This window comes from Vibrio aquaticus (assembly GCF_003970385.1).
GTDB classification, from domain to species: Bacteria; Pseudomonadota; Gammaproteobacteria; order Enterobacterales; family Vibrionaceae; genus Vibrio; species Vibrio aquaticus.
Genome location: NZ_RXZH01000012.1, coordinates 1 through 26,448, shown reverse-complemented (window position 1 = coordinate 26,448; position 26,448 = coordinate 1). Strand labels below are relative to the sequence as shown.

Genomic DNA, 26,448 nt, shown 5'->3' with positions numbered 1-26,448 from the left:
GTTATGTGTTCTCCAGCATGTCATTGTTTGATGCACCTGGCGGTACAAGTGGCCATACGTTTTCTTCTTCATCAATCAAAACATGAAGAAGGTATGACGTCTTACTTTCTAGCATTTCTTTTAGGGCTGGCTCAACTTCTTCTTTCTTCGTGATGGTTTTACCAGGGATATCAAAAGCTTTCGCTAGCATTACGAAATCTGGGTTGTCATCTAGGATGGTTTCACTGTGGCGGCCGTCAAAGAACAGAGATTGCCACTGGCGAACCATGCCCAAACGTTGGTTATTCAGGAGCACTACTTTTACAGGGATTTGACGACGCTTTAATGTACCCAGTTCTTGGATGTTCATCATGAAAGAGCCATCACCCGTCACGAGGATGGATTGGTCATCAGGGCGAGCCACTGCCGCACCCATCGCAGCAGGAAGACCGAAGCCCATGGTGCCTAGACCCGCCGACGTGATGAAGTTTTGTGGATCGCGCGGCTGAATGTGTTGTGCCGCCCACATTTGGTGTTGGCCAACGTCTGTCGAGACGATAGAGCTATCTGGCATCATGTCTGACAGCTGCTTGAGTAAACCCGGAGCGTAGATAAGATCGCCTGGGTGATCGTAGCGCCATTTGAATCCACTGCGCAGGCTTTCACTGTGCTTAACCCAAGGCGTGATGTCGTGAGTTAGCTCTAAATGAGGAAGTACCGCTGGAATTTCCGCGCGAACCGCCGCATTGGCCGTGCGCAGTTTGTGCAGCTCGGCGGCATCGATATCAATGTGAATGACCTTAGCGTTTGGCGCAAAAGTATCGAGCTTGCCGGTTACTCGGTCATCAAAACGCGCACCCACTGCAATCAGTAAGTCACACTCTTGTACCACTAGGTTAGCTGCTTTGGTGCCGTGCATCCCTAGCATACCAAGGTAGTGTGGGTCGTGACGTTCAATAGTGCCTAAGCCTTTCAGTGTGCTTACCGATGGCATTGGGTTTAAACGTAGGAACTCGCGTACTGAATCGGTAGCGTGACCAAGTTGAACACCACCACCAACGTACAAGACAGGGCGACAACTTGTTGAAAGAAGCTCCTGTGCTTTTGCAATATCGCTTGCTTGTGCGACAGGCATAGGTGGCGGAGTAAATGGAGGAAGAGAGGTCACTGGCGATTGAGCAAGCTGAACGTCTTTAGCGATATCGACAATAACAGGACCAGGGCGACCGGTTTTTGCCACTTCGAAGGCTTCAGCCATGGTTGGTGCAAGTTCGTTGATGTCAGTCACTAGGTAGCTGTGTTTGGTACAAGACAACGACATACCGATCACGTCCATCTCTTGGAAAGCATCAGTACCAATGTGAGAGCTAGCAACCTGACCGGTGATCGCAACAAGTGGGATGGAATCCATAAAAGCATCAGCGAGGCCTGTGACAAGGTTTGTTGCACCTGGGCCTGAGGTTGCCATGCATACTGCTACGTCTTGAGTGGCTCGTGCCATACCGATGGCGGCCATTGCCGCACCTTGCTCATGACGGCAGAGGATATGCTCGACACCACCATCGTAAAGCGCATCGTAGATAGGCATGATTGCCCCACCCGGGTAACCAAAAACGGTCTTTATTCCTTGCTGAGCCAATGCGGCTACGACTAATTCAGCACCTGTCATCGTAAGCCTCCTTGGTGATCCATCATCATTTGTTGTGTTGCCTTGCACTTCATGTGCGCTCCCATTCTTCCTGCAGCTCTTTAATGAGCTTTTCAATTCGTTATATGCCTAAATTTACGGCGTATTAATTGTAAAAAACCCCCGGACTTTTCAGTGCGGGGGTTTTTTCTATTCTGTGGCTATCTTTCGCCCACTAGACCCCGCGTGGTGTCAATAATGACCACGATAATCAGGGCAATCAGTGCGTTGAAGCGGGCGTTAAAGTTCATCATTCTTTCTATAGTTATATTTGTGCTTAGTTAGGCACGAAAATGTTTGCGTCTCTAGTGGTAACATACAATTCCGTTAAATGACAAGCAAAAAGTCATTCTTTTTTCACATTCTTTCAGCATCTAGCCAAGCTATATAACAACCTTGATAAAGAAATGAACGAAGTATCAGGGGGATAAATGTTCAATTTAGAAAATAGGGTGTGGTTATGGGGTTAGCCGTTATCCACAGCCGAGCGTGCGTTGGGGTTGAAGCGCCTACTGTCAGTGTTGAAGTCCATATCAGTAACGGTATGCCAGGCTTTACTTTAGTTGGCTTGCCGGAAACCACAGTGAAAGAGTCTCGAGACCGAGTGCGCAGTGCCATCATTAACTCTCGCTTTGAATTTCCTGCTAAGCGTATTACGGTCAACTTAGCTCCGGCGGATCTACCTAAAGAGGGCGGGCGTTTTGATTTACCCATCGCGTTGGGCATCTTAGCCGCCTCGGAGCAAATTCCTTTACAAGAGATCGAGAAGAAAGAGTTTATTGGTGAATTGGCCTTGTCTGGAGAGCTGCGCAGAGTCAAAGGCGTATTACCTGCAGCACTGGCGGCCAATAAGGCTAATCGTAGCTTGGTGGTGCCTCATTGCAATGGTGACCAAGCCGCGTTGGTAGGAGCGGATAACCATAAATCCGCGCAGAGCTTACTGGAGGTGTGTGCAGATTTGTGTGGTCAGCAGAAACTATCGTTACATCAAAGTGGTGCTCAGCATGTTATTCGCCATCATCAACGCGATCTGCAAGATATCATTGGTCAGCAGCAAGGTAAGCGAGCGTTAGAAATTGCAGCGGCAGGGAATCACAACCTGCTTTTCCTTGGCCCTCCCGGGACCGGTAAAACCATGCTTGCATCTCGACTCTGCGATTTATTGCCTGAGATGAGTGATGACGAAGCGATGGAAACCGCTTCGGTGGCTTCATTAACTCAGCAAGAAATTAATGCTCATAACTGGAAACAGCGCCCATTTCGCTCGCCCCATCATTCAAGCTCAATGGCTGCCTTAGTGGGTGGTGGGTCGATTCCTCGTCCGGGTGAGATCTCTTTGGCTCACAATGGCTTACTCTTCCTTGATGAAATGCCCGAGTTCGAACGCAAGGTGCTCGACTCTTTGCGTGAGCCTCTAGAATCCGGTGAAATTATCATTTCGCGTGCCCAAGGTAAAACACGTTTTCCTGCTCGATTTCAATTGGTCGGTGCGCTCAATCCAAGCCCGACAGGGTATTACGAAGGCAATCAAGCGAGGGTCAATCCGCAGATGATTCTGCGTTATTTGAGTCGCTTATCGGGGCCATTACTGGATCGTTTTGATATGTCACTAGAAATACCTGCTCTGCCAAAAGGCACATTGGCTGAAGGCGGTGATCGAGGTGAAACCACCGAGGTCGTTCGTCAGCGAGTTTATGACGCCCGTGAAGTAATGTTATCGAGAAGCAATAAGGTGAACGCGTTACTTGGCAGTCGAGAAATTGAGCGCTACTGCCCACTAGACAAGCAAGACGCCCAGTTTCTAGAAAGTGCGCTTCATCGTCTTGGGTTGTCGATTCGCGCTTATCATCGAATTATTAAGGTTGCTCGAACCATTGCGGATTTAGATGGCGCTGAGCAAATCACCCGATCTCATCTGGCCGAAGCATTAGGTTATCGTGCTATGGATCGGTTGCTTCGGGAGCTCACCGCACAATCGGTATAAAAAAGCCCGCAATTTAGCGGGCGTCAATGCTTAGAATTGGTAGTTAACACCGAGTGATAAAATCACCTGCTCTTCATCGTAAAAGTCGATATTGGAGTCAGTGGTTCCGTAGCCTGCAAATGAGATTAGCGACCAGTCTTTCCAGCCCATCAAGTCTTTATACTCATAGGCGGCGAAGAAGCTTAACTCATCGTCTGATCGAACCGTGTCATACACGGGATGAGAAGCATCGTAGTCTCGGGTTGTATAACCAGCCGTTAATACAAACTGATGGCGATGAATGATTTTAAATAGTGATAATTCACCACCCCATGACGTATTGGAGTTTGCCTTACCATCTGCATCCGTTTGGATGTAGGTGATGGATGGAATCAAGAAGGTGGTACGGTCAAGGAACAGTCGGTAGTCACCTTTCACATAGAGCAAGTTTGCATCACGTCGTAGGGCATTTTGCGCTTCACTCGAAAGTGCCTGACCCGATTGTTCGCTATCAATATCTTTCACGGCGTAAGCCGTATCTAGGCTAAAACCGGACTTGGCGATATTGCTGAACTTAAGGCGGTACGCATTACCGGTCTCATCGGTTGTTGTTCTGACGACATTTTCTTGGAATGGGTTGGCCCAAGTTTCACCAGACATAATGGTTGGAAGGAAAGAGGCATCAATCACTGTTCCATTAGCCAGTTGTTGCTTATAGCCTAGCTCTAGCGCTAAGGTGCCTACGGCGATATCTTCACGGGCCGTACCGGCGTAAAACTGCTTATCTAACTGAGATCCAAAGGTATAGGCGATATTGCCTAAAGGAACCGGTATGAAGCCGCTGTCACTTTCGCCTTTTTGGGTGTTGTCAGTGATAGTTGCATTGGTGTCGGTATTAAAGTTAGAGGTGGAAGAGGTGTAACCGGCACTTAATGAGACTTCTCCGCTGAGGCCGCCGCGCTCTGACAGCTGAGCCATTGCTGGAGCAGAGGCGGCAATCGTTAGAGTGAGTGCGAGTATTTTTGTTGTCATTAATGACTCTCCATAATGTAGACCCAGCAAACGTACCTCTAACTAGGTCGGGCTTTGTTCAAACTACTCTGACCATAGCCAGATTAGTTTCAAACTTTCCAATGGCTTGTATAATTACACGCTGCTTTATCATTCATAAACGATTATTTATAAACTTTTGGTTAATTTTCTCTATTAAGCGATATGTTGGCACATCTACTTCTTGTTCTGAACAGCACATTAGTCATCCTTAACTCAGCACTCTGTTCCATTGCTATTTGTGTGGTGGCGATCTTTAAGCTTCTGCTGCCTAGTGCGGCTCTCAAAGCGAAAGGAACTCAGTTAGCGAATAAAATCATGTGGTTATGGGCTACGGTTAACTCTCTCATCCTGAATGTCTCCAACCGAGTGGAATGGGATGTCGAGGGTGGAAAGGAGCTTAAGAAGGACGGTTGGTACTTGATGATCAGCAACCACCTTAGCTGGACAGATATTGTGGTGCTGTGTTGCGTATTTAAAGACCGTATCCCAATGCCGAAGTTTTTCCTTAAGCAGCAACTGTTGTATGTGCCATTTATCGGCATGGCTTGTTGGGCGCTCGATATGCCGTTTATGCGCCGTTATTCGCGTCAGTACTTGATTCGTCATCCTGAAAAGCGTGGCCAAGATTTAGCCACCACGCGCCGCTCATGTGCTAAGTTTCAGCACACACCGACAACGGTGGTGAATTACGTCGAAGGGACACGCTTTACTTCTGCTAAGCAGGCTAAGAGCAAAGCCGGTTACGAATATTTACTGCAACCTAAAACGGGTGGCATTGCCTACACACTCGCGGCGATGGGCGATCAATTTGAGAACATCATTGATGTGACGTTAGCCTATCCAGAAAATACCGATAAACCGTTTAAAGATGTGTTGATGGGGCGTATGACCAAGATAGTGGTGCGAACTAAGGTGTTGCCTGTGGATGAGAAAGTGCAAGGGGATTACTTTAACGACAAGCCTTTTAAGCGTCAGTTTCAACAGTGGCTGGGTGAGGTGTGGCAAGAGAAAGATGAGTTACTTAAACAGCTTCATCAGCCAAAATAACATCAACAAAAAAGGGAGCATCAGCTCCCTTTTGTCTATCTGCATCGACTGATTACTTCAGTGTCAGTAGGTAGTTAACCAGTGCGAAGTACTCATCAATGGTTTTGATTGATTGAGCTTCAACAAGGTACTTGTTGTTAACGACAACAGCAGGCACGCCTGAAAGACCGCTATCTTTAAACTGCTTGTCGAAACGACGAACCATAGAATCTACCGCAAAGCCTTTGAATGCACCGTCGAATTTTTTCGCATCAACACCTTCATCTAGGAAGATTTGACGAAGCTCTTCATCGTTTTTAGGCGCTTTACGCATGTTGTGAATACGGTTAAACATAACCGGTGTCATCTTATCTTCGACTTTTAGTGCCACCATGGTCGCGTAAGCCTTGCTCATTGACTCACCCATGTTGCCGCCCATAAAAGAAACGTGGTTCTTCTGGAACTTAGCATCGGCTGGTAGCTGAGCTTTCAATTGCTGAATGATAGGTTCAAACGTATTACAGTGTGGGCAGTAGAAAGAGAAGAATTCCGTTACTGTTGGTTTTTTTGATGCTTCTAAATTTAGCACTTTGTAGTGCTCACCTTGGCTAAATTGTGCTGCGTGAGCAGAGAGGCTTAGCATCAATGTTGCAACTAGTGCGAACAGCTTTTTCATTGTTGACTCCATGTTTTGTTTTATTTACCACTGCGGCATGAGCGAAAGTGGTGGTTCTTCCAGTGCAGAGATTTGCTCTTTAATGGCCAGTACCTGGCTTTCCCAATATTTTGGATCATTAAACCAAGGGAAAGCGATAGGAAAAGCCGGATCTTGCCATCTTTTTGCTAACCATGCCATATAGTGCACCATACGTAGACCGCGCAATGGCTCAATTAGTTTCAATTCATTGACATTGAAATCATTAAACTCTTGATACGCTTCCAAGATTATATCCAACTGCATGATCTTATCGGCTCTCTCACCGTTGAGTAGCATCCATAAGTCTTGAATCGCAGGGCCATTACGAGAGTCGTCCAGGTCGACAAACATTGGCCCATCTCGCCATAAGATATTGCCCGGGTGGCAGTCACCATGAAGTCGAATGATATTGGTCGAGTTATTCCATTGGTTCTCTAGCGACTTAATCAGTAGGTCTAAATCATTAAAGAAAGCGTTCTCTAGATGCATCGGGATAAATTGCGATGACTCTAGGAGCTTGCGTGGCTGATAAAGGTATTCATCTAGACCAACGGTTGGTCGGTGTTCAAACGGGGCGCGAGAGCCGACTTTATGAATACGACCGAGGAATCGACCCACGCCTTCAAGTTGCTCAAGGTTGTCGACCTCAAATTGACGCCCACCGACACTTTCAAATAGCGCAAATAGGTAGCCTTGGTAGTAATGCAAGGTTTGACCGTTGAGCTTGACGGGGGGCGCGACTGGGATCTCGGACTCAATGAGCTCAAGGGTGAAGTCATGCTCTTCTTGAATTTGTGCTTCGCTCCAACGCTCTGGGCGGTAGAACTTCACCACATAGCGTTGACGCTCTTCATCGGTAAATTGATAAACACGGTTTTCATAGCTATTGAGCGCAAGAAAACCGGACTCAGCTCGGATACCAATGCTTTCTAATGCGTACCACATGAAATCTGGGGTAAGGGCATCAAAGTTAAATGCTTGTTGGGTCATAAAATAAAAGAGGCTCATTACTGAGCCCCTTTCCATTCTGTGGGTAGAAAGTCTAAAGCTTCTTAATAAAGCGGCTTTCTACTGAAATAGAGAAGTCTTCGCTATCCGACAGTATAAACTGAATTGTCGAAACAGGAGAGCTGAGATTATCAGGGTTTATGCCTAAACTCATCGGCAGGTTTAATACTTCGCCCGGGTCCACTTGCACGGTTTGCTTGCCGTACCAAGAGACATCACTCAAACCTTCCACATTCAGCGTGTATTGTTGCTCTTGCTGAGTTTTGTTGATGATCTTAAGTGTGTAGGTGTTTTCAATTTCACCCGCTCCATTGACTCTGAATAGCTGATTACGGTCACGAAGCACACTGAGTCCTGCTGGGTCGACACTCGCCACCTGAACGAAGAACAAGCCAATCATAACCAGTAATATGGCACCATAGCCAAGCAGTTTAGGACGAGCGACTTTGGTGTGTTTGCCCGATAAGCGGTGCTCGGTGGTGTAGCTAATAAGACCTTTCTCATAGCCCATACGGTCCATGGTTTTATCACAGGCATCAATACACGCACCACAGTTGATACATTCGTATTGTAGGCCATCACGAATATCAATCCCGGTTGGGCAGACCTGTACACATAAGTCACAATCGATACAGTCGCCTAAGCCAAGTGCTTTATGATCGGCTTTGCGTGAGCGAGGGCCACGTGTTTCGCCGCGCTTGCTGTCATAGCCCACAATGAAGGTATCTTTATCGAACATCGCAGATTGGAAACGCGCGTAAGGGCACATGTGGATACACATGATAGAACGCATCCAGCCCGCATTCGCGTAGGTACAAACCGCAAAGAACAGTACCCAGAAGACAGGCCAAAACTCAGCGCTGAAGGTAAAGAAGCCCACAACCAAATCTTGGATAGGAACAAAGTAACCGGTGAAGGTAAAACCCGTCGCAAGGGCAATGGCCCACCAGGCGACATGTTTGGCCGCTTTGCGCATGGCTAAGTTAGCGGTTAGCTTACCTGAATCCTGTTTGCGGCGTTTATTGGCGCTGCCCTCGAGCTTCTCTTCGAACCAAATATACATAAAGGTCCAAACGGTTTGAGGGCAGAGATAGCCACACCAAACCCGGCCGAGGAAGGTGGTAATGAAAAACAGCGCAAAGGCCGCGATCACAAACAGCAAAGCCAGCAAGGTAAGATCTTGCGGGTAAAGGGTGGTACCAAAAAAGTTGAATTGCTGCTGGCCGATATCAAGCAAGATCGCTTGGCGCTCGCCATAGGGAATCCATGGAATCAACGCAAAAAAGAGCAACAGAAACCATCCGCCGTAGCGACGTAATTGCTGGAATGTTCCTTTGCTTTCTCGTACATAAATACGATTGCTAGGGTTAAACCTGTCGCCCTTTGTTTTGTGCGTCTTAGGGTTAAAGGTTTTAGGAGTCACATCTTTTATATCGATCTTGTCCTGACTCATGAAGCTTCCTTCTTAGGCTTTGCGGTGTGATTTATACGTTTCACACTCTATAGACATTGCAATTTTAGTATTAACTAATGGGCGGCGATTATATACGCAATAACAATTTCATTTCTTTAAGGTTATCAACCTTTAACAACAAACATTAGGGTCTGTTGATCTTTTGAGCTGATTTTTGCAGCCGTTTGTGGGTTCTTTATACAAGGCAGAGGCTTTGAAATGTAGTTGCTCTACCTGATAAGCCGATAACGCAGTAGAAAGGAGCCACAAACGCTGCCCAAAGGGTTCGGCTAAAAGCGTTTTTCTCTTTGTTGAGAGTTTTTTGCTTAGAATGACTAGGCTACAAACCTCTCGCCGCGATTAAAACGCTTTTATCTCGAACAAAATTTAACCGCAAAAGGTCAACAGACCCTAGTACAGTTATAGAAATAAATCGCCTAACAGTTTGTCCTTCCATATCAGAATAGATATAAAAAAAGCGGCTGACGCCGCTTTTTACTTTCAATCTTTATCTAGTCGATGATGCCGCGAGCTCGAAGGATCGCTGTTTTAAAGTCATCTTCTTGGTCTTTTTTCAGGCCTGGGATCATCTCATCTTTTGCGCTGTTACGCATTTTAAGGTGGTAGATAAGTACATCGTCAGTGAGGCCTTCAAGCTTACCTTCGTAGCCTGCTTCTTGCGCCAATTTAACGATCATTTGTAGCAGGTTAAGTTCTTGATCTTTTTGCCATTCAGGTTCAAGCAGTTCAAGAAGCTCCTCAATACGGTGACACTTCACAGGGTTTCTCCATGATTTTTGTAATGATTTAACGCTAAAGGTATCAAATTGGTTGAATGAAGGTAAGAAAAAAGCGCAGTGAAGACTGCGCTTTTTAACTAAGCTGCCTGAACAACTTTGGTTGAAACTGAGGCTGTGATAGCACTCTTTTCAACGAGTGTCATTGTCGGAGCTGTTTTCTTTGCTACTGGAGCAGCTGTAAAGCCACTGCGGCGGCGCATCGCACTACGGTTAGTGTGCGAAAACCTGACGGTCATTGGGCGCATTTAACATACCTAACTGTCAGGCATATCCATTGCCAATGTAATGGCCTGATTAACCATGAGTCGATCTTCATTGCTGAAGTTTGGCTCTTTTTGGCTTTCGCCAATCCAAATAATTAATCAGGAGTAGTGATATGCACGCATATCAATAAATAGATTAGCATTATCAGTCAGATTGGTCGATATCTAATCGTTTTTCGTTGGCTACAATTATGTGAAGCAGGTAGTAGCAGTGAGACAGTAAACGAGATTAGTATGAAAGTTATTGAATCACTTTTGAAACCAAGAGGTAACTATGTCGTTATTTAAGAAAACTTTGGCAAGTTTTGGTATTGGTTCGGCGAATGTAGATTCAGTTCTGCAGCAAGAGGTATTGCACCCGGGCCAAAAGGTCAATATCACCATTCATGTCTATGGCGGATCAACGGAGCAAGAGATCGATAATATCGATTTGAAACTCTATTGCCGTTACATCAAAGAGATGCCCGCAGATCATGATAAGAGCAAACAGACGGCTGGGCGTATGCGCCGAGTGCCGGCAAGCTATGTGTTAGCCAAATGGTCATTGCCTTACGCGTTTACGATTAAGCCGGGTGAAACTCGCGACTTTGAGGTTGAGCTCGATGTCCCTTGGAATACCCCAGTGACGATTGGCGACTCCAAAGTGTGGTTGGAAACGGGCTTAGATATCGCGATGGCGAAAGATCCAACCGACAAAGACATTCTTACTGTTCGTCCTGATCCGTTGTTGGACGGCATTTTTACCGCGTTGGAAGAGCAAGGCTTGCGTATTAGGCAGGTAGAGTGTGAAGAGGTCGATGGCTTTGCGATGCCATTTGTCCAAGAATTTGAATTTGTACCGACAACAGGGCCTTTTCATGGTCGTTGGCGAGAGCTTGAAGTGGTCGCTTATCGAACCGATGATGAACTCAAGCTGTGGTTTGAAGTGGATCGTCATCGCGAAGGGGCCAAAGGGATGTTGGCGAGCTTACTCGGAGTAGGTCAGCTGAAACGAGAGTTGTCACTACCACTAAATACATCGGCGGTAGAAGCGGGTAAGCAGGTACTTGAGTATTTAGATAGCCATTCTTAACAGAAAGTTAAAATATTTCAGCTTACAAGTGTACGCTTAATGTGTAATACTCTTGAGTAATTGTTCCAATTTACTCAAGAGTGTGACACGCATGCCTACCCATCCTGCTGCCGAATACAGTGTAAAAGAAGAGTTCGCTAATACGTTGACTCATGCGTTAGGCATGCTACTTAGTATTGTTGGTTTAGTCTTACTGCTCACCAAGGCTTCTCAGCACAATGCCGACACAATGACGATTGTCAGTATGAGTGTTTATGGCGGCAGCATGATTCTGCTATTTCTTGCCTCGACGCTTTATCACGCCATTCCTAATCCTCGCGCGAAGCGTGCGTTAAAAACCTTTGATCACTGCGCCATCTACTTACTGATTGCTGGCAGTTATACCCCTTTCTTGCTTGTCACATTAAGAACGCCATTGGCTATCGGACTGATGGCGGTAATTTGGGGCATTGCGTTATTTGGGATTGTGATGAAGTTAGCCTTCGTCTATCGCTTTAAAAAGCTATCACTGGTGACTTATCTGACGATGGGTTGGCTATCTTTGATTGTGATTTACCAACTCGCAATGAACCTGTCGGTAGAAGGGCTAACCTTATTGGCCGCTGGTGGCGTGATTTATTCGCTGGGTGTGGTGTTCTATGTCATGAAGCGCATCCCTTACAATCATGCAATTTGGCATGGATTTGTATTAGCCGGATGCGCTTGCCATTTCTTTGCTATCTATCTCTACGTTGATCCGGTTTAGCGTCGCCAGAAAGCGGGGAAAAATAGCACTAACAAGGTCAGAATTTCCAGTCGACCCATCAACATACCTAAGCTTAGTAGCCATTTAGCGGCGTCAGGCAAAGGAGCGAAGTTACCCGTTGGGCCAATGACGCTACCCATGCCTGGGCCAACGTTAGCAACGGCTGTAATCGCACCTGAGATACTGGTAATTGGGTCTAACCCCATGGCACTTAGGCCACCTGCAATCACGATAATAGTGATAAAGAAGGTTAAACCGAAAGCGACTACTGAGCGGACGATGTCATCATTCACTGGTCGTTGATTGTAGCGTTGAACAAATACACCTGACGGGTGGATAAGCTTCATCATCTGTTTGTTGAGCAGAGTAATCGCAATCTGAAAGCGGAAGATTTTGATGCCGCCAGACGTTGAACCTGAACATGCGCCCGCCATCATCAAGAAGGCAAACAGCGTCGTTGGCAGTGCGCCCCAAGCGGTAAAATCTTCTAAGCCAAACCCTGTCGTAGTGACCACTGAAACGATGTTGAACATCGATACTCGCAGCGCATCCAGCACTGTGTAGCCATCACGAATCACCAGCCAAGCCGAGATAATCACGCTGCTAACCAAAAACAGATAAGTGAAGCCTCGCACTTGGGCATCATTGATCAGCTGATCGAGTCGGCGTTTTCGCATGGCGGCGACAAACAGCAAGAAGGGCAGGCCACCCAAGAACATAAACAGGGTAGCAATCCAGTGTGCCGAGTTAGCAAAGTGGTTCATTGACCCGTCAGAAGTGGAATAGCCACCAGTAGAGAGCGTGGTAAAGGCATGGTTGATGGCTTCAAACAATGTCATGCCGGTTGCTAGGTAGCCAAGCATGCAGAGACCAGTGAGCACCAAATAGACCACGACGATATTCTTAGCGACCGTTTTTGCTCTTGGGCTACTCTTATCTGACCAATCGGACGATTCGGTATGGAACAGCTTCATACCACCTACGTTGAGCATCGGCAGTACCGCAACCGCCATAACGATAAAGCCAATCCCACCAAGCCACTGTAAGATGCTGCGCCATAGCAGAATGCTCGGCGCCATATTATCTAAGCCACTGAGTACCGTAGAACCCGTGGTGGTAATCCCTGACATGGTTTCGAAGTAGGCATCGGTGAAGCTGATATGGTTGATAAAAACAAACGGCAGCGCCGCAAAGGCACTGGCAATCATCCACACTAAGCTGGTGATCAGGAACATATCCCGAACACTGAGTTTGAAAGACTTGGTTCGCCCTAGCGTGAGACAGAGAAACGCCGCAAGGTGCGTAATGATGACCGCTTGCCCAAACTCAAGAAAACCTGCGGTACCTGTGATAAAGGCAACCGCAGTCGGAACGTACATAAATAGGGCGAGCTTAGAGAGCACCAACCCTATTACAAATAGTACGGGACGAAAATTGACCATAAAGGAGCCTTACAGGAAGAACGGACTCGGTTGGAATAGCGCTTCGACATCAGGTACGTATTTTTTGTCGACAAGGAACATGACAACGTGGTCATCTTGCTCGATAACGGTTCTATCATGCGCAATCAGGACTTCTTCACCACGTACAATCGCACCAATGGTGGTACCCGGTGGCAGCTTGATGTCGCCAATCGCTCGGCCAACCACTTTAGAGGTGGTTTCGTCACCGTGAGCAATCGCTTCGATTGCTTCGGCAGCGCCTCGGCGTAATGATGATACGTTAACAATGTCGGCGCGGCGAACGTGGGTCAAAAGGGCAGAGATGGTCGCTTGTTGTGGAGAAATCGCCACGTCAATCACGCCGCCTTGTACCAAATCAACGTAAGCACCACGCTGGATAAGCACCATTACCTTTTTGGCGCCCATGCGTTTTGCCAGCATCGCAGACATGATGTTGGTTTCATCTTCGTTGGTAAGAGCAATAAACACATCAACCTGGTCGATGTTCTCTTCAACCAGCAGTTCTTGGTCTGCGGCATCGCCACAGAAAACGATGGTGTTCTCTAGTTCTTCTGAGAGTTTTTCAGCGCGTTGGTAACTGCGTTCAATTAGCTTAACGCTGTAAGACTGTTCTAATCGGCGAGCAAGGCTAGCACCGATGTTACCACCACCGACAATCATGATGCGGCGGTAAGGTTTCTCTAGACGTTGTAGCTCACTCATTACCGAGCGAATGTGGTTACTTGCTGCTACGAAGAACACTTCATCATCGGCTTCAATAATGGTCGTGCCTTGTGGGCGAATAGGACGGCCTTGGCGGAAAATCGCCGCCACACGGGTATCAATATGTGGCATATGCTCACGCAGAGCAGAAAGCGCATTACCTACTAGTGGGCCACCATAGTAAGCTTTTACTGCTACTAGGCTGACTTTCTGTTCGGCAAAGCTCACAACCTGCAGTGCGCCAGGATATTGGATGAGGCGCTCGATGTAGCTTGTTACGAGTTCTTCTGGCGCGATAAGGTGATCGACGGGCACCGCACCGGATTGGAATAGGGCTTCTTTTTCCGATAAATATTGCGGAGAACGAATACGAGCAATTCGGTTAGGGGTGTTAAACAGAGAAAAGGCAACCTGACAGGCGGCCATGTTGGTTTCATCCATATTGGTTACAGCAACCAACATATCGGCATCTTGAGCACCGGCCTCGCGCAGGACGTCTGGGTGGCTTGCGTAGCCGTTGACTACACGCAAGTCGTATTTGTCTTGCAGTTCACGCAGCCGATCGCTGTTTCGGTCTACGATGGTGATGTCGTTGTTTTCACCAACGAGGTTTTCTGCCAGTGTGCCGCCAACCTGACCTGCACCAAGAATGATGATTTTCATAGGTTTCTCTCGTCTAACTACTGAAAAGGCGGCGACAAATATTGTCACCGCCTTATTATTTATGCGTTCTTGGTTAAGACGGCATAGTAGAAGCCGTCCATGTCCTCTTCACCAGGTAAAATTTGGCGGCCAGGATGTTCAATGTCAGAGCCGACCAAGGTTGCATTACTGGTACGTTCAAGGAATGCTTTCACTTGTAGCACGTTTTCCTGTGGCGTGATTGAGCAAGTTGCGTACACCATGGTGCCGCCGGCTTTCAATTGTCCCCACATCGCATCCATGATTTCGCTCTGCAGTTCTGCCAACGCATCGATGTCGTTCGCTCTGCGTAGCCATTTAATATCAGGGTGGCGGCGAATAACACCGGTCGCTGAACATGGCGCATCCAGCAGAATGCGGTCAAACTTCTCGCCTGTCCACCACTCTTGCGGGTAACGAGCGTCACCACAAATCACATCGGCACGTAATTGCAGGCGTTCTAGGTTATCGTAGACACGATCAAGACGCTTGGCATCACAGTCAATCGCAACCACTTCAGTGTCTTCTGTATGCTCTAAAATGTGTGCTGTTTTACCGCCTGGCGCTGCACAACAATCAAGAATCAGCTCACCATCTTGTGGCTGCAAGTAGTTTACAGACAGCTGAGCTGCTGCATCTTGGACTGAAACCCAACCACGGTCGAAACCGGGTAGAAGCGTGACGTCACAAGGTGAAGCCAATTTTATGGCATCGGCTGCTTCTGGGTGAATGCTGAATTCAATGTTTGCATCTTTCAGCAGTTCTAGATATTCATCACGAGTATGGTGTTGGCGGTTAACACGCAGCCACATTGGCGCTTTGCTGTTGTTCGCTTCGACCAACTGTTCCCATTGTTCTGGGTAGCTCTCGCGCAGCATGTTCAGCAACCAATTTGGGTGACCATATTTGCCCGCGTTGTGGCTAACGGCTTTCTCATCCAGCTCTTCTTGTTCACGCAGGTAACTGCGTAAAACTGCATTGATCAGACCGCGTAGGCTTGGGCCTTTCAACGTCTTGGTGCCCTCTACGGTTTCCGCTACTGCCGCATGTGCTGGAATACGCATGAAACTCAGTTGGTACAGGCCAACTAGGATCAAGTGGTGGAAAACACGCTTTTTCCCTTTCAACGGATTATCCATCAGCTCATTAGCGATAGACTCTAAGCGAGGCAAGTAACGCAGAGCGCCGTAACAGATCTCTTGTAAGAGTGCGTGGTCTCTTGGTCTGATGGTTTTTTGCGCCGCAGGTAATGCGTGTGAAAGAGATTGGCCTTTATCGACCACTTGGAAAAGGACGTTTGCAGCAGCTGCGCGAACATTCATGTTGAATACCTTAAATAAAGGGAGGGTGTCTCCACCCTCAAAATGTACGTTTCCCTATCGGGAGAAAAATTAAATCAGTTGAGAACCAACTTCAAACCAGCTTGCGCGTGAGTTCAGGATATCTTGAACTGGCATTGCTTTTTTGCCGGGTACTTGCAGTTGCTCTAGAACCAGCACGCCGTTGCCTGTTGCCACGTAGATGCCAGTTTTGTCCGCTTGCAGAATCGTACCTGCAGGCTGAGTCGTTGTTTGATCATCAACACGGCTTTGCCATACTTTGATGCTGTTTTCAGCCGCCTCAAAGTGGCTCATTGGCCAAGGGTTGAAGGCACGAACGCAGCGCTCGATATGTTCAGCATCATCTGCCCAGTTGATACGCGCTTCTTCTTTGCTGAGCTTTTTAGCGTAGTTTGCTAGCTCATCATCTTGCTTTTCAGGCACGGCTTTGCCGTCAGCAATATCCGCTAAACACTCAACTAAAGCGTCAGGGCCAAGCTCTGCCAACTTCTCATACATAGTGGCGCTGGTATCAGTCGCTTCGATAGGCAAAGTCGCAATACTCAGCATATCGCCAGTATCAAGGCCGATGTCCATCTGCATGATGGTCACGCCGGTCTCTTTATCACCCGCCCAAATAGAACGTTGAATTGGAGCCGCGCCACGCCAGCGAGGTAAGATTGAACCGTGAACGTTGATACAGCCAAGTTTTGGCGTATCAAGCACCGCTTGAGGAAGCAGCAGACCGTAAGCCACTACAACCATGAGGTCAGCGTTGAGATCAGCAAGCTCTTGTTTTGCTTCGTCTGACTTAAAGTTCTCAGGTTGGTAAACGGGAATGTTGTGCTCTAGGGCAATGTGTTTCACTGGGCTGGCAGTCAGTTTCTTGCCGCGGCCTGCTGGGCGATCTGGCTGCGTATAAACAGCGATAACTTCATGCTCCGAAGACAACAACGCCGCCAAGTGACGGGCGGCGAAATCCGGAGTACCAGCAAAAACGATTTTCAAAGGTTTGCTCAAGGTACCTTCCTTCTAATTGATTAGCGGTTAGGCTTTGTTCGCGTTCTTCTCGTTGAAGCGTTTGATCTTAGCCAGCTTGTCTTGAATGCGCTTACGCTTTAGAGGCGAAAGGTAATCAACAAACAGTTTGCCTTCTAAATGATCAAGTTCGTGCTGAACACAGATAGCCAGTAAGTCATCCGCTTCAAAGGTGAACTCTTCACCGTCACGGTTAAGTGCTTTGACGGTGACTTCCGCTGCACGCATTACTTCCGCACGAGCGCCAGGAACAGACAGACAGCCTTCTTCAATGCCGTCTTCACCGCGCTTCTCAATGATTTCTGGGTTGATCAGAACCATAGGCTCGTCGCGAGTCTCAGAAACATCGATAACAACAATACGTTGATGGAAATCAACCTGGGTTGCTGCCAGACCAATACCTTCTTCGTCGTACATGGTTTCAATCATGTCATCAACGAACTTTTGAATCTCAGGAGTCACTTCCGCTACTGGCTTTGCCACGGTGCGAAGACGATCATCTGGGAATGTTAATACTTGTAATACAGACATATACACTCGAAATGTTGAACTGTGCCGAATCAGGATAAACCTCGTTGGCTCAATTCTAGACATTTTATATGGCAAATGACAGCATCAATGCGGCTTTTTGAACAGCTTCTCTCGCATGGAACAAGACGAAACAGAGAAGTTGGCTAAGGGTTTTAATGATTGTCAGGGATTGGCTATGTTACGTTTATTGAAGTACCCCACGCTTTTCATTGGTTTACTGCTTACCTCTTTTATAAGTAATGCCAGTGAAGAGTCGCAACCACTCACCATTAAAAAAGATGCGCCGAGCACCTATACGGTCGTCAAAGGCGATACTTTATGGGATATCTCCGCGCTTTACCTTGATAGCCCTTGGTTATGGCCAAGGTTGTGGCAGGTAAACCCGGAAATTGAAAACCCTCACCTTATTTATCCGGGCGATCGCTTAAGTTTGATTTGGAAAAATGGCCAGCCGGTATTGAGCCGAAAATCAATGAAGAAACTGAGCCCTAAAATACGCGTCGCTGAGAAACAGCCGATTCCAACCGTGCTAGAAGAGCTGGTGGTCCCCTACCTAGAATCAGACCGACTGCTCAGTGAACAAAAGCTAAAACAGAGTTCTAAAGTGTTAGGTTCCAGTAACGGAAGGCAATATTTGACGCAGCAAGAGCAGCTTTATATCTCAGGTGTGCAGTCTCAAGCGAATTGGGGAATCTATCGCCAAATGGAGACATTCACTCGTGGGGAGCATGTTGTCGTCGCGCTAAAACGCATTGCTACGGCTGAGCGAGTTGACGTGAATGACAAGATGACCAGCTTAAGCGTGACTCATCAAGTTCAAGAGATCTTGGTCAATGACATTGCTTTACCGATTGTTGAAGGTGAAATAGCTGAACTTTCTACTACCTTCCATCCAACTCCCTCTTCTCAAGGCTCTTTTGCCGATATTCTTGGCACGATTGAAGGCACGAATTATGTGGGTGAAAACCAAGTGGTGGTTTTGAACCGTGGTAGTAGCGATGATTTGGCCCAAGGCAATATGTTTGAGCTCTATCAGCAAGGGGCCGATATCGATACTTCTCTTGATAAAGAACTCGAAAAGGGTGCTCAGTTCCCTGATACCCATATTGGTAATCTAATGATCATCCGTCCTTATCAACACTTCAGTTTAGCCCTTATTACCGAGAGCAAACAGCCCGTAGCTCTGGATACAAAAGTGATTGCGCCTCAGCCTGTAGCGGGTGCGCAGTAATGCAAGACAAAGAGTTAGCTGCTTGGTTAGCTCTTTACTTTACTCCCCGAGTCGGGCCCAAAACGTTCACCCGTTTACTTGAGGTAGAGTCTCCCTCCAACATCCTCGACTCCCACCCTGATCAGCTTCATGCAATGGGCTTCTCAGATAAAGAAATCCATTATCTTCACCGAACCTCAGCGAAAGAGGTCGAACAGTGCTTTGACTGGCTTGAACAATCGCCCAATCACCATATTATTCCCTCAAATGATGTCCGCTATCCTGAGCTCCTGAAGCAAGCCGATAGCTCACCTCCTATTCTGTTTGTTAAAGGAGATGCTGAGTCTTTGTCTTCCCCTCAAGTCGCGATAGTCGGTAGCCGTAATGCCAGTATTGATGGTCTTGACAGTGCAAGGCTGTTTGGGCGTGAGTTAGCGGAAAATGATTTGGTGGTGACGAGCGGGCTAGCGCTTGGTGTTGATGGTTACGCTCATGATGGCGCTCTACAAGGCGGGGGTAAAACCTTTGCTGTCTTAGGGTGTGGGCTTAAAACGATTTATCCTGCCCGTCATCGCTTGTTGGCAGATCGCATTGTTGCTCAGGGCGGAGCATTGGTGTCAGAGTTCCACCCGTTGGCGAAACCTAAAGCGGATCATTTTCCTCGCCGTAACCGAATCATTAGTGGATTGTCTCTTGGTGTTCTCGTGATTGAAGCCGCAGAGAAGAGCGGCTCATTGATCACGGCTCGTTATGCTATTGAGCAAGGTCGAGAGGTCTTTGCTCTTCCTGGCTCCTTTCACCAAGCCAGTGCGAGAGGAGGTAACCTGCTGATAAAGCAGGGGGCTTGTTTGGTGCTTTCGGTGAAGGACATCATGGATGAAATAGAATCGCTGCGATCTTGGTCTAATGAGAATAAGCCGCCTATACAAACTGATCTATTTGAGAAAATAGAGAGTAAAGAAGAATTGCCATTTCCTTTGCTGTTAGCTAACGTAGGAAGTGAGGCTACACCAGTTGATATTCTTGCTAGCAGGACCAATATACCTGTGCAGGAAGTCATGATGCAGCTCTTAGAGCTTGAGCTTCTAGGGCATGTTGTTGCAGTTTCCGGTGGCTATATTCGAAAGGGGAGGGGCTAGCTATGATGATGGATATCCTAATGTATCTATTCGAGACTTACATCCATAGCGATGCAGAGTTACAAGTCAATCAAGATGAGTTAGAAGACGAATTACTTCGCGCTGGCTTTCATCAAAAAGACATTTACAAAGCCCTTGTCTGGCTAGAAGAGCTTGCAGCACTGCAGCAAAGTGAAACTCACTCGGCGATCTCAGTGTGCAGCACTTCGAACTCAACGCGTATTTACACGACGAAAGAGTGTGAGCGTCTATCGATTGAATGTCGTGGCTTTCTAACTTTTCTTGAGCAGGTCAATGTTCTAACAACAGAAACTCGTGAAATGGTTGTAGACCGTATCATGGGGCTCGAAACAGACGAGTTTGAGTTAGATGACTTGAAATGGATTGTCTTAATGGTGCTATTTAACGTGCCGGGCAATGAAAATGCTTATACGCTTATGGAAGAGCTGCTGTATACCAAAGAGCAAGGTATTCTCCACTAATCTTCTGAGTTGATATGAGTAGTAAGATTGACCACAGTTTGTTTTCAGCGCATGAACATGCGTTGGAACATCAATCATGTCCTAAATGCCAAGGCGAGCAGCGAGAAGGTGAACTTCAACTGCGCCACGGTAAACATGGCCCTTTCCTTGGTTGTAACCAATACCCTACTTGCGACTTTATTAAACCGCTTCATCAAAATGACGGTCACATTGTCAAAGAGCTTGGTGTGCCTTGCCCTGAGTGTGGCAATGAACTGGTGTTACGCCAAGGTCGCTATGGCATGTTCATTGGTTGTAGTCACTATCCTGAATGTCACCATATAGAATCACTGGATCAGCCGAAAGAAGAGCAGAAACCAGAGTCGCACTCATGTCCAGAGTGCAGCGAAGGGCAGCTAGTTGAGCGCAAAACACGCTTTGGTAAGTTGTTCTATGCATGCGACAACTACCCCAAGTGTAAGTTTGCCGTTAATTTACCGCCGGTGTCGGGCAGTTGTGAAAAGTGCGGTTATCCACTTTTGGTCGAGAAGAAACTCGCCAGTGGCGTTAAGCAGCAATGCGCGGACAGGAAGTGTCACCATATACAACAAAGTTAAACGAAAAAACGGCGCATAGGCGCCGTTTTTTATGGCATTGAATCTGAATTATTCAGAGAAGTTAGCAGCAAACTCATGGACTGCTGGAAAGGCTTCTTTGTCTAAGCTTTCTGCTAAAGCACACAGTTTACGTTGTAGCTCGCCGTTGTAGTCACCACAAACATTGATATGGCCCATTTTACGACCGGCACGTTTTTCTTTGCCATACCAGTGGATATGGCAACCATCCATTTTCAATACCTCTTGCGGTAATGTGTCTTCACCAAGAATATTGATCATAGAGGTTGAACGAATCAGCTTAGTAGAGCCTAACGGTAGGCCACATACTGCACGTAAGTGGTTCTCAAACTGACAGGTTTCTGCACCTTGTTGAGTCCAGTGGCCCGAGTTATGAACTCGTGGTGCGATTTCGTTGACCAAGAGAGTGCCATCAACATCAAAAAACTCGAGCGCCAAAACGCCAACATAGTCGAGCTTATTGGCCACCGCAGTGAACATTGCTTTTGCTTGTTCTTGCAGTTCAGTATCAGCAATCGCCGTCGATAGTGTGAGTACACCGTTGGTATGAACATTTTCAGCAAGTGGATAAACAGCAACACTGCCATCTTTGCCACGAGCGCCAACCAGAGAGACTTCGCGGTTAAATGGGACAAACTCTTCGGCAACGATCGCTTGGTTGTCACTGGCTGCAATACACTCGGCCATTTCCGCCCAGATTGCGTCTGCCTGATTGGCGTCTTTTAGTCGCCACTGACCTTTTCCATCGTATCCACCCAGTGCGCTCTTCAGCACCATAGGAATACCGACGTGGTTGATAGCATGGTCAAAATCTTCACGAGAGTGGATGACATAATATTTGGCATTACGTACATCCGCATCATCGAGTAACGCTTTTTCAATGCGGCGATCGCCACCGGCCTTGATGGCCTCGGTCGATGGAAGGAATTTGCCACTTTGCTCGCACACCTCAAGAATGTCATGAGGGATATGTTCAAACTCAGCCGTAATGACGTCAGCTTGAGCAATCGCATTTTCTAAACCGTGACCGATCACGGCCTGAGTTAGCGGATGAACGATGTCCTTACTGCCCACATCGTAGGCTGAGATTTCAAGGTTAAGTGGAGCACCTGCTAACGACATCATGCGAGCGAGTTGGCCGGCGCCTAGCACTAATACATGCATGGTATTAGTCCTCAGCTGGATTCGGGTTAGCTAATACAGTTTCAGTTTGCTCACTGCGGAACGCTTCTACCTTAGCCATCACTTCTTCATCATGAGTACCAAGGATTTGTGCCGCGAGAATACCCGCGTTAGCTGCACCAGCTTCACCAATAGCAAGCGTGCCTACCGCGATGCCCTTTGGCATTTGAACGATAGAGTAAAGAGAATCCAAACCGCTTAAAGCGCGAGATTGAACGGGAACGCCAAGTACTGGCAAAGAAGTAAAGGCTGCAGCCATGCCTGGAAGGTGAGCGGCACCGCCAGCGCCAGCGATGATCACTTTCAGGCCTCGCTCTTTAGCACTTGTTGCATAGTCAGCAAGAAGTTGAGGAGTGCGGTGTGCAGAGACGACTTTAGTTTCGTACTCAACACCGAATCTATCTAGCATTTCTGCTGCTAGTTTCATTGTTGGCCAATCTGACTTAGAACCCATGATGATACCGACTTTCATCTCAAACTCCTTCAAAGCTGCTTAGAACTGGTGAGCAAATAATCTGAGCGCATTATACGGGGATTTTACTAGTAAGCAAACGTTTGCGTCAGGTTTCAATCGCTCAACTAACAATCCGCATAAAATTGCTTTAGTCACAGTCAGTGATTGTTTGTACACTTAGTCGAAACGGTCAACGAATAGGATGCATGTGTGAGCAATTTTGAACAGGCACTCTCTGCATTACAGCAAGGTGAAGTCATTGCCTACCCAACAGAAGGTGTCTTCGGCGTAGGGTGTGACCCTGATAATGACTCGGCTATCAAAAAGTTACTTAAGTTAAAGCAACGGCCGAAAGAGAAAGGGCTGATCTTAGTTGCCGCGAACTATGAACAGTTACTGCCTTATATTGACGAGTCCGCGTTAACTCAAGCGCAGCTCAACACAGTGAAAAACACTTGGCCTGGCCCGGTTACTTGGATAATGCCATGCAGTGAAAAAGTCTCGGCTTGGATCTCTGGCCAACACGATTCGATTGCCGTGCGTGTGACTGATCATCCTTTAGTACAAAAGATGTGTAATGCTTTTGGAAAGCCGTTAACCTCTACCAGCGCGAATCTCACGGGTGAACCACCCTGCATGACGACAGAGCAGGTATATGCCTGTCTTGGTGACCGGTTAGTTGCGGTGCTAGAGGGTGCTACTGGAGGGCGATTGAGCCCAAGTGAAATTCGAGATGCAAGAAGCTCACAAGTATTAAGACAGGGTTAAGCCTGCGTTAAGGAAGTCGAATGTCAGCGATTGATAAGTCAGCAGTAAAACAATTTTTAATGACGCTTCAAGATTCTATTTGCCAACAATTAGAGCAAGTGGATGGAAAAGCGGTATTTGTCGAAGACGAATGGCACCGTGAACCCGGAGAAAGACTTGGTGGTGGCGGTCGCACACGAGTAATGAAAGAGGGCGCCGTGTTTGAGCAAGGAGGGGTTAACTTCTCTCATGTTCAAGGTAAAGAAATGCCTGCATCAGCAACAGCGCATCGTCCAGAACTCGCTGGACGCCGCTTTGAAGCGATGGGTGTGTCTTTAGTTATGCACCCAAACAACCCTTATGTCCCGACCTCTCATGCGAATGTTCGCTTCTTTATTGCAGAAAAAGACGGTGAAGCACCAATTTGGTGGTTTGGTGGTGGCTTTGATCTCACGCCGTTTTATCCTTTTGAAGAAGATGCTCAATACTGGCACAACACGGCTAAAGAAGTTTGTGCGCCATTTGGTAGTGAAGTCTACCCAGAGCACAAAGAGTGGTGTGATAAATACTTCTACCTTCCTCATCGTGATGAAACACGTGGTGTCGGCGGTTTATTTTTCGATGATCTAAATCACTGGGAGTTTGATAAGTGTTTCGACTACATAAAAGCGGTCGGTGAAGGTTATACCGAAGCGTACATTCCGATTGTAGAGCGTCGTAAAGCGACCGAGTACGGTGAGCGAGAGCGCCAGTTCCAGCTATATCGTCGAGGTCGCTATGTCGAGTTTAACTTAGTTTATGATCGTGGCACCTTGTTTGGTCTTCAAAGTGGTGGACGAACAGAGTCGATTCTAATGTCCATGCCTCCTCTTGCTCGATGGGAATATTCATATCAAGTGGAGCCGGGTTCCCCAGAAGCTGAGTTGTATGATCACTACCTTAAACCAAGAGAGTGGTAAGGCTTTCTTCAATATATAGATAGTGATAGGGTCAGTAGATAGCACTGGCCCTTTTTAATTTCTGTAGGTAAGGATATGACACAGCAAATAGACCGTTATGCCGTTTTTGGTAATCCGATTGGACATAGCAAATCCCCTTTCATTCATACGCTATTTGCAAGACAAACTAATCAGCCGATGACTTATACTGCTGAGTTAGCGCCTGTTGATGAATTTACCAGCTCAGCGAAGCACTTTTTCTCTACGGGAGGGAAGGGGTGTAACGTGACTGTGCCTTTCAAAGAAGATGCTTACCAATTTGCCACCAGACTAACCGAAAGAGCTCAGTTGGCTGGCGCGGTGAATACGCTTAAAAAATTGGATGATGGTGAGATCATTGGTGATAACACTGATGGTGAAGGTTTAGTTCAAGACCTTCTTCAATACTCAGTCCCATTGAAAGGAGCGCGTATCTTACTTATTGGGGCTGGTGGCGCAGCCCGCGGCGTGGTTAAGCCATTGCTCGATCAACAACCTCAAGAAATTGTCATTACCAATCGCACTTTATCTAAAGCTGAACAGTTAGCTGACATGTTCGCACCTTATGGCTCGGTTCGAGCTGCGGCAATGTCTGATATTCAAGAAGGGTTTGATGTTGTCATTAACTCGACTTCTGCAAGTTTGAGTGGCGAGCTTCCTGCTATTTCCTCAACTATATTCACCCCCCAAACTTCTGCCTACGATATGATGTATGGGTCAGGTCAAACAACCTTTAATCAATGGGCAACAGATAATGGTGTTGCTCACGCTTATGATGGGCTTGGGATGCTCGTTGGCCAAGCGGCAGAAAGTTTTATGCTTTGGCGTGGCTTAAGACCAGGTACCAAACAAATTTTACGTGAGTTAAGAAAGAACCTAGAGGGATTGTAATGAATCAATCGATCTTATTCCCAGACATACAAACATGGGATGAAGAGAAACAAGCCGTTCTCTTTCCGGCGCAACAATCAGGTGCGCTAATTCAATGTCTAGTGAGCATGAATGAACTGAAACAGCTGTCGGGGCAGGATATAAAGAACGAACAGCAAGCCCTGGAAGTCTTTTCACAATATCGATTTGATCTTGAAGAGCTTGCTGAAGAACTCATTGAAGAAGAAGAGTTCAATGGAGAAGGTAATATAGAGGTAGTTAGTTAACCGCTTTAACCTCATGAAGGTAGTCTTCTTTATTCTGCACATAGTTGTCTGCAGACTTCTGTAAGAAAGCTCGTTCCTTGTCGTTAAGAGGACGAGCTTGTTTAACTGGACTACCTACATACAGATAACCACTTTCCAAGCGTTTTCCCGGTGGCACTAAACTCCCTGCGCCAATCATGACTTCTTCTTCTATTACTGCTGCATCTAATACGATCGCACCCATCCCGACGAGTACACGGTCTTCAATAATGCAGCCGTGCAACATCACCTTGTGGCCGATAGTCACATCGTTACCAATAATAAGAGGGTAGCCTTCTGGGTTTTCTGCATTCTTATGGGTAACGTGTAAAACACTGCCATCTTGGATATTGGTTCGCTGGCCAATATGAATGTGGTTAACATCTCCTCGGGCTGCGACAAGTGGCCAAATACTCGAATCGTCGCCTATCTTAATGTCTCCGACTAAAACAGAGCTGCTATCTATATAGACTCGTTGCCCAATTTGTGGGGAAATTCCTTTGTAACTTCTAAGAGAACTCATTTTTTCTCCTTATATAGAGGGTTTTTTGCCTGGAGAGGCTAAGAAAAGTGAGGAAAATAGCTCGTTTTGAATAGAAAATACTCAAACGGCAAAAAAATCAAAAAAAACTGAAAAAAGGGCTTGCCAATGTGATGGCGATCTCTATAATGCCCCCTCGCTGACACGGGAACGCTTCGAAAGAAACGAGAACGAATTAGCAAGGTCAATTAGCCAAGCGGAAACGCTTGAAAATAAGTTTGAAAAAAGTGGTTGACACTAAACTTTATCTCGCTAAAATGACCGCCTCTTCCGAAGTGATGTGAGTCACAAAGAAGAACGCTCTTTAACAATATAAACCTATCAATCTGTGTGGGCACTCGTTGATGATAATCCAAAGCTTATTTCGATAAGCACAAAGATTTCAATGAACTGAGTGACCAATACAAATAACTTCGGTTATTTGGCACAGTCAATTCATTATCGTTC

The 26,448-nt window shown here is 46.9% G+C and carries 27 protein-coding genes; 12 read left to right on the top strand and 15 right to left on the bottom strand.

Annotated features, from left to right (window positions below):
* Nucleotide 1: 1 nt before the first annotated feature.
* Nucleotides 2-1,648 (bottom strand): acetolactate synthase 2 catalytic subunit, encoded by a 1,647-nt coding sequence (gene ilvG / locus EJ063_RS18160; protein ID WP_126575726.1) that lies wholly within the window; start codon nucleotides 1,646-1,648, stop codon nucleotides 2-4.
* A 478-nt stretch (nucleotides 1,649-2,126) separates the two neighbouring features.
* Between ilvG and EJ063_RS18155 the strand changes: the two genes are divergently transcribed.
* Entirely contained in the window at nucleotides 2,127-3,650 is a 1,524-nt protein-coding gene (locus EJ063_RS18155; protein ID WP_126575725.1) for a YifB family Mg chelatase-like AAA ATPase, read from the top strand.
* Between the two features lie 30 nt (nucleotides 3,651-3,680).
* Here the strand turns inward: EJ063_RS18155 and EJ063_RS18150 are convergent, their stop codons facing one another.
* Nucleotides 3,681-4,661 (bottom strand): DUF2860 domain-containing protein, encoded by a 981-nt coding sequence (locus EJ063_RS18150; RefSeq protein WP_126575724.1) that lies wholly within the window; start codon nucleotides 4,659-4,661, stop codon nucleotides 3,681-3,683.
* A gap of 183 nt (nucleotides 4,662-4,844) precedes the next feature.
* Here EJ063_RS18150 and yihG point away from each other — a divergent pair, with 183 nt between their 5' ends.
* Nucleotides 4,845-5,729 carry a 1-acylglycerol-3-phosphate O-acyltransferase, YihG family gene (gene yihG / locus EJ063_RS18145; protein ID WP_126575723.1) on the top strand — a complete coding sequence of 295 codons (885 nt, stop codon included), beginning with the start codon at nucleotides 4,845-4,847 and terminating at the stop codon, nucleotides 5,727-5,729.
* Between the two features lie 52 nt (nucleotides 5,730-5,781).
* Here yihG and EJ063_RS18140 read toward each other — a convergent pair whose 3' ends face one another.
* The 5 genes from EJ063_RS18140 to EJ063_RS18115 all read right to left on the bottom strand — a co-directional run bounded on the left by EJ063_RS18140 (nucleotide 5,782) and on the right by EJ063_RS18115 (nucleotide 9,911).
* Nucleotides 5,782-6,384: a thiol:disulfide interchange protein DsbA/DsbL gene (locus EJ063_RS18140; protein ID WP_126575722.1), complete on the bottom strand. Its 603-nt coding sequence runs from the start codon at nucleotides 6,382-6,384 to the stop codon at nucleotides 5,782-5,784.
* A 24-nt stretch (nucleotides 6,385-6,408) separates the two neighbouring features.
* Nucleotides 6,409-7,395, bottom strand: coding sequence for a serine/threonine protein kinase (locus EJ063_RS18135; protein ID WP_126575769.1), 987 nt, complete (start codon nucleotides 7,393-7,395; stop codon nucleotides 6,409-6,411).
* 52 nt (nucleotides 7,396-7,447) lie between these two features.
* Nucleotides 7,448-8,866 carry a cytochrome c oxidase accessory protein CcoG gene (ccoG, locus tag EJ063_RS18130; RefSeq protein ID WP_126575721.1) on the bottom strand — a complete coding sequence of 473 codons (1,419 nt, stop codon included), beginning with the start codon at nucleotides 8,864-8,866 and terminating at the stop codon, nucleotides 7,448-7,450.
* Between the two features lie 512 nt (nucleotides 8,867-9,378).
* Nucleotides 9,379-9,645: a YihD family protein gene (locus EJ063_RS18120; protein ID WP_126575720.1), complete on the bottom strand. Its 267-nt coding sequence runs from the start codon at nucleotides 9,643-9,645 to the stop codon at nucleotides 9,379-9,381.
* 98 nt (nucleotides 9,646-9,743) lie between these two features.
* Nucleotides 9,744-9,911, bottom strand: coding sequence for a hypothetical protein (locus EJ063_RS18115; RefSeq protein WP_126575719.1), 168 nt, complete (start codon nucleotides 9,909-9,911; stop codon nucleotides 9,744-9,746).
* A gap of 292 nt (nucleotides 9,912-10,203) precedes the next feature.
* Here EJ063_RS18115 and EJ063_RS18110 point away from each other — a divergent pair, with 292 nt between their 5' ends.
* Together EJ063_RS18110 and trhA are read left to right on the top strand one after the other, a co-directional pair.
* Nucleotides 10,204-11,001, top strand: coding sequence for a sporulation protein (locus EJ063_RS18110; protein ID WP_126575718.1), 798 nt, complete (start codon nucleotides 10,204-10,206; stop codon nucleotides 10,999-11,001).
* A 91-nt stretch (nucleotides 11,002-11,092) separates the two neighbouring features.
* Nucleotides 11,093-11,746 (top strand): PAQR family membrane homeostasis protein TrhA, encoded by a 654-nt coding sequence (gene trhA, locus EJ063_RS18105; protein ID WP_126575717.1) that lies wholly within the window; start codon nucleotides 11,093-11,095, stop codon nucleotides 11,744-11,746.
* Here trhA and EJ063_RS18100 read toward each other — a convergent pair.
* The 5 genes from EJ063_RS18100 to def all read right to left on the bottom strand — a co-directional run bounded on the left by EJ063_RS18100 (nucleotide 11,743) and on the right by def (nucleotide 17,480).
* Nucleotides 11,743-13,188 (bottom strand): TrkH family potassium uptake protein, encoded by a 1,446-nt coding sequence (locus tag EJ063_RS18100; RefSeq protein WP_126575716.1) that lies wholly within the window; start codon nucleotides 13,186-13,188, stop codon nucleotides 11,743-11,745. The genes trhA and EJ063_RS18100 overlap by 4 nt on opposite strands.
* A 9-nt stretch (nucleotides 13,189-13,197) precedes the next feature.
* Entirely contained in the window at nucleotides 13,198-14,616 is a 1,419-nt protein-coding gene (gene trkA, locus EJ063_RS18095; RefSeq protein ID WP_279630385.1) for a Trk system potassium transporter TrkA, read from the bottom strand.
* Nucleotides 14,617-14,633: 17 nt separating this feature from the next.
* Complete coding sequence (gene rsmB, locus EJ063_RS18090; RefSeq protein WP_126575714.1) at nucleotides 14,634-15,914, bottom strand: 16S rRNA (cytosine(967)-C(5))-methyltransferase RsmB; 1,281 nt, start codon at nucleotides 15,912-15,914, stop codon at nucleotides 14,634-14,636.
* A gap of 69 nt (nucleotides 15,915-15,983) precedes the next feature.
* Entirely contained in the window at nucleotides 15,984-16,931 is a 948-nt protein-coding gene (gene fmt / locus EJ063_RS18085) for a methionyl-tRNA formyltransferase (protein WP_126575713.1), read from the bottom strand.
* A gap of 27 nt (nucleotides 16,932-16,958) precedes the next feature.
* Complete coding sequence (gene def / locus EJ063_RS18080; RefSeq protein WP_208640376.1) at nucleotides 16,959-17,480, bottom strand: peptide deformylase; 522 nt, start codon at nucleotides 17,478-17,480, stop codon at nucleotides 16,959-16,961.
* A gap of 175 nt (nucleotides 17,481-17,655) precedes the next feature.
* On the opposite strand from def, the gene EJ063_RS18075 reads away from it, so the two are divergent.
* Genes EJ063_RS18075 through EJ063_RS18060 form a run of 4 tightly spaced genes read left to right on the top strand, consistent with a single transcriptional unit; the run spans nucleotide 17,656 to nucleotide 20,907 of the window.
* Nucleotides 17,656-18,711, top strand: coding sequence for a LysM peptidoglycan-binding domain-containing protein (locus EJ063_RS18075; protein WP_126575711.1), 1,056 nt, complete (start codon nucleotides 17,656-17,658; stop codon nucleotides 18,709-18,711).
* The gene (gene dprA, locus EJ063_RS18070; protein WP_126575710.1) at nucleotides 18,711-19,829 is read left to right on the top strand and encodes a DNA-processing protein DprA; all 1,119 of its coding nucleotides are present in this window, start codon (nucleotides 18,711-18,713) and stop codon (nucleotides 19,827-19,829) included. Before EJ063_RS18075 ends, dprA begins: the two co-directional genes overlap by 1 nt.
* A gap of 2 nt (nucleotides 19,830-19,831) precedes the next feature.
* Nucleotides 19,832-20,311, top strand: coding sequence for a DUF494 family protein (locus tag EJ063_RS18065; RefSeq protein ID WP_126575709.1), 480 nt, complete (start codon nucleotides 19,832-19,834; stop codon nucleotides 20,309-20,311).
* Nucleotides 20,312-20,325: 14 nt separating this feature from the next.
* Nucleotides 20,326-20,907, top strand: a complete 582-nt coding sequence (locus EJ063_RS18060; RefSeq protein ID WP_126575708.1) for a DNA topoisomerase family protein — start codon at nucleotides 20,326-20,328, stop codon at nucleotides 20,905-20,907.
* Nucleotides 20,908-20,955: 48 nt separating this feature from the next.
* Here the strand turns inward: EJ063_RS18060 and EJ063_RS18055 are convergent, their stop codons facing one another.
* Both EJ063_RS18055 and purE read right to left on the bottom strand, forming a co-directional pair.
* On the bottom strand, nucleotides 20,956-22,089 hold the full coding sequence (locus EJ063_RS18055) for a 5-(carboxyamino)imidazole ribonucleotide synthase (RefSeq protein ID WP_126575707.1): 1,134 nt from the start codon (nucleotides 22,087-22,089) through the stop codon (nucleotides 20,956-20,958).
* 4 nt (nucleotides 22,090-22,093) lie between these two features.
* Nucleotides 22,094-22,579 (bottom strand): 5-(carboxyamino)imidazole ribonucleotide mutase, encoded by a 486-nt coding sequence (purE, locus tag EJ063_RS18050; RefSeq protein ID WP_004410971.1) that lies wholly within the window; start codon nucleotides 22,577-22,579, stop codon nucleotides 22,094-22,096.
* Between the two features lie 192 nt (nucleotides 22,580-22,771).
* On the opposite strand from purE, the gene tsaC reads away from it, so the two are divergent.
* The 4 genes from tsaC to EJ063_RS18030 all read left to right on the top strand — a co-directional run bounded on the left by tsaC (nucleotide 22,772) and on the right by EJ063_RS18030 (nucleotide 25,442).
* Nucleotides 22,772-23,329: an L-threonylcarbamoyladenylate synthase type 1 TsaC gene (gene tsaC / locus EJ063_RS18045; RefSeq protein ID WP_126575706.1), complete on the top strand. Its 558-nt coding sequence runs from the start codon at nucleotides 22,772-22,774 to the stop codon at nucleotides 23,327-23,329.
* A gap of 20 nt (nucleotides 23,330-23,349) precedes the next feature.
* Nucleotides 23,350-24,267, top strand: a complete 918-nt coding sequence (hemF, locus tag EJ063_RS18040; protein ID WP_126575705.1) for an oxygen-dependent coproporphyrinogen oxidase — start codon at nucleotides 23,350-23,352, stop codon at nucleotides 24,265-24,267.
* Between the two features lie 75 nt (nucleotides 24,268-24,342).
* Nucleotides 24,343-25,176: a shikimate dehydrogenase gene (gene aroE / locus EJ063_RS18035; RefSeq protein WP_126575704.1), complete on the top strand. Its 834-nt coding sequence runs from the start codon at nucleotides 24,343-24,345 to the stop codon at nucleotides 25,174-25,176.
* A complete protein-coding gene (locus EJ063_RS18030) occupies nucleotides 25,176-25,442 on the top strand; it encodes a DUF1488 family protein (protein WP_126575703.1) in 267 nt (88 codons plus the stop codon). Before aroE ends, EJ063_RS18030 begins: the two co-directional genes overlap by 1 nt.
* On the opposite strand, the gene EJ063_RS18025 is transcribed toward EJ063_RS18030, so the two are convergent.
* The gene (locus EJ063_RS18025) at nucleotides 25,435-25,983 is read right to left on the bottom strand and encodes a gamma carbonic anhydrase family protein (RefSeq protein WP_126575702.1); all 549 of its coding nucleotides are present in this window, start codon (nucleotides 25,981-25,983) and stop codon (nucleotides 25,435-25,437) included. The genes EJ063_RS18030 and EJ063_RS18025 overlap by 8 nt on opposite strands.
* Nucleotides 25,984-26,448: the final 465 nt, after the last annotated feature.

Excerpts from the sequence above, each read along its gene's own strand:
- EJ063_RS18100 (WP_126575716.1), bottom strand. The coding sequence starts at position 13,188 with ATGGTCAATTTTCGTCCCGTACTATTTGTAATAGGGTTGGTGCTCTCT.
- def (WP_208640376.1), bottom strand. The coding sequence starts at position 17,480 with ATGTCTGTATTACAAGTATTAACATTCCCAGATGATCGTCTTCGCACC.
- hemF (WP_126575705.1), top strand. The coding sequence starts at position 23,350 with ATGTCAGCGATTGATAAGTCAGCAGTAAAACAATTTTTAATGACGCTT.
- EJ063_RS18115 (WP_126575719.1), bottom strand. The coding sequence starts at position 9,911 with ATGCGCCCAATGACCGTCAGGTTTTCGCACACTAACCGTAGTGCGATG.
- dprA (WP_126575710.1), top strand. The coding sequence starts at position 18,711 with ATGCAAGACAAAGAGTTAGCTGCTTGGTTAGCTCTTTACTTTACTCCC.
- EJ063_RS18060 (WP_126575708.1), top strand. The coding sequence starts at position 20,326 with ATGAGTAGTAAGATTGACCACAGTTTGTTTTCAGCGCATGAACATGCG.
- ccoG (WP_126575721.1), bottom strand. The coding sequence starts at position 8,866 with ATGAGTCAGGACAAGATCGATATAAAAGATGTGACTCCTAAAACCTTT.
- EJ063_RS18025 (WP_126575702.1), bottom strand. The coding sequence starts at position 25,983 with ATGAGTTCTCTTAGAAGTTACAAAGGAATTTCCCCACAAATTGGGCAA.
- aroE (WP_126575704.1), top strand. The coding sequence starts at position 24,343 with ATGACACAGCAAATAGACCGTTATGCCGTTTTTGGTAATCCGATTGGA.
- ilvG (WP_126575726.1), bottom strand. The coding sequence starts at position 1,648 with ATGACAGGTGCTGAATTAGTCGTAGCCGCATTGGCTCAGCAAGGAATA.
- EJ063_RS18110 (WP_126575718.1), top strand. The coding sequence starts at position 10,204 with ATGTCGTTATTTAAGAAAACTTTGGCAAGTTTTGGTATTGGTTCGGCG.
- EJ063_RS18065 (WP_126575709.1), top strand. The coding sequence starts at position 19,832 with ATGATGATGGATATCCTAATGTATCTATTCGAGACTTACATCCATAGC.
- EJ063_RS18075 (WP_126575711.1), top strand. The coding sequence starts at position 17,656 with ATGTTACGTTTATTGAAGTACCCCACGCTTTTCATTGGTTTACTGCTT.
- EJ063_RS18140 (WP_126575722.1), bottom strand. The coding sequence starts at position 6,384 with ATGAAAAAGCTGTTCGCACTAGTTGCAACATTGATGCTAAGCCTCTCT.
- rsmB (WP_126575714.1), bottom strand. The coding sequence starts at position 15,914 with ATGAATGTTCGCGCAGCTGCTGCAAACGTCCTTTTCCAAGTGGTCGAT.
- EJ063_RS18055 (WP_126575707.1), bottom strand. The coding sequence starts at position 22,089 with ATGCATGTATTAGTGCTAGGCGCCGGCCAACTCGCTCGCATGATGTCG.
- EJ063_RS18155 (WP_126575725.1), top strand. The coding sequence starts at position 2,127 with ATGGGGTTAGCCGTTATCCACAGCCGAGCGTGCGTTGGGGTTGAAGCG.
- EJ063_RS18030 (WP_126575703.1), top strand. The coding sequence starts at position 25,176 with ATGAATCAATCGATCTTATTCCCAGACATACAAACATGGGATGAAGAG.
- yihG (WP_126575723.1), top strand. The coding sequence starts at position 4,845 with ATGTTGGCACATCTACTTCTTGTTCTGAACAGCACATTAGTCATCCTT.
- trhA (WP_126575717.1), top strand. The coding sequence starts at position 11,093 with ATGCCTACCCATCCTGCTGCCGAATACAGTGTAAAAGAAGAGTTCGCT.
- EJ063_RS18135 (WP_126575769.1), bottom strand. The coding sequence starts at position 7,395 with ATGACCCAACAAGCATTTAACTTTGATGCCCTTACCCCAGATTTCATG.
- EJ063_RS18150 (WP_126575724.1), bottom strand. The coding sequence starts at position 4,661 with ATGACAACAAAAATACTCGCACTCACTCTAACGATTGCCGCCTCTGCT.
- purE (WP_004410971.1), bottom strand. The coding sequence starts at position 22,579 with ATGAAAGTCGGTATCATCATGGGTTCTAAGTCAGATTGGCCAACAATG.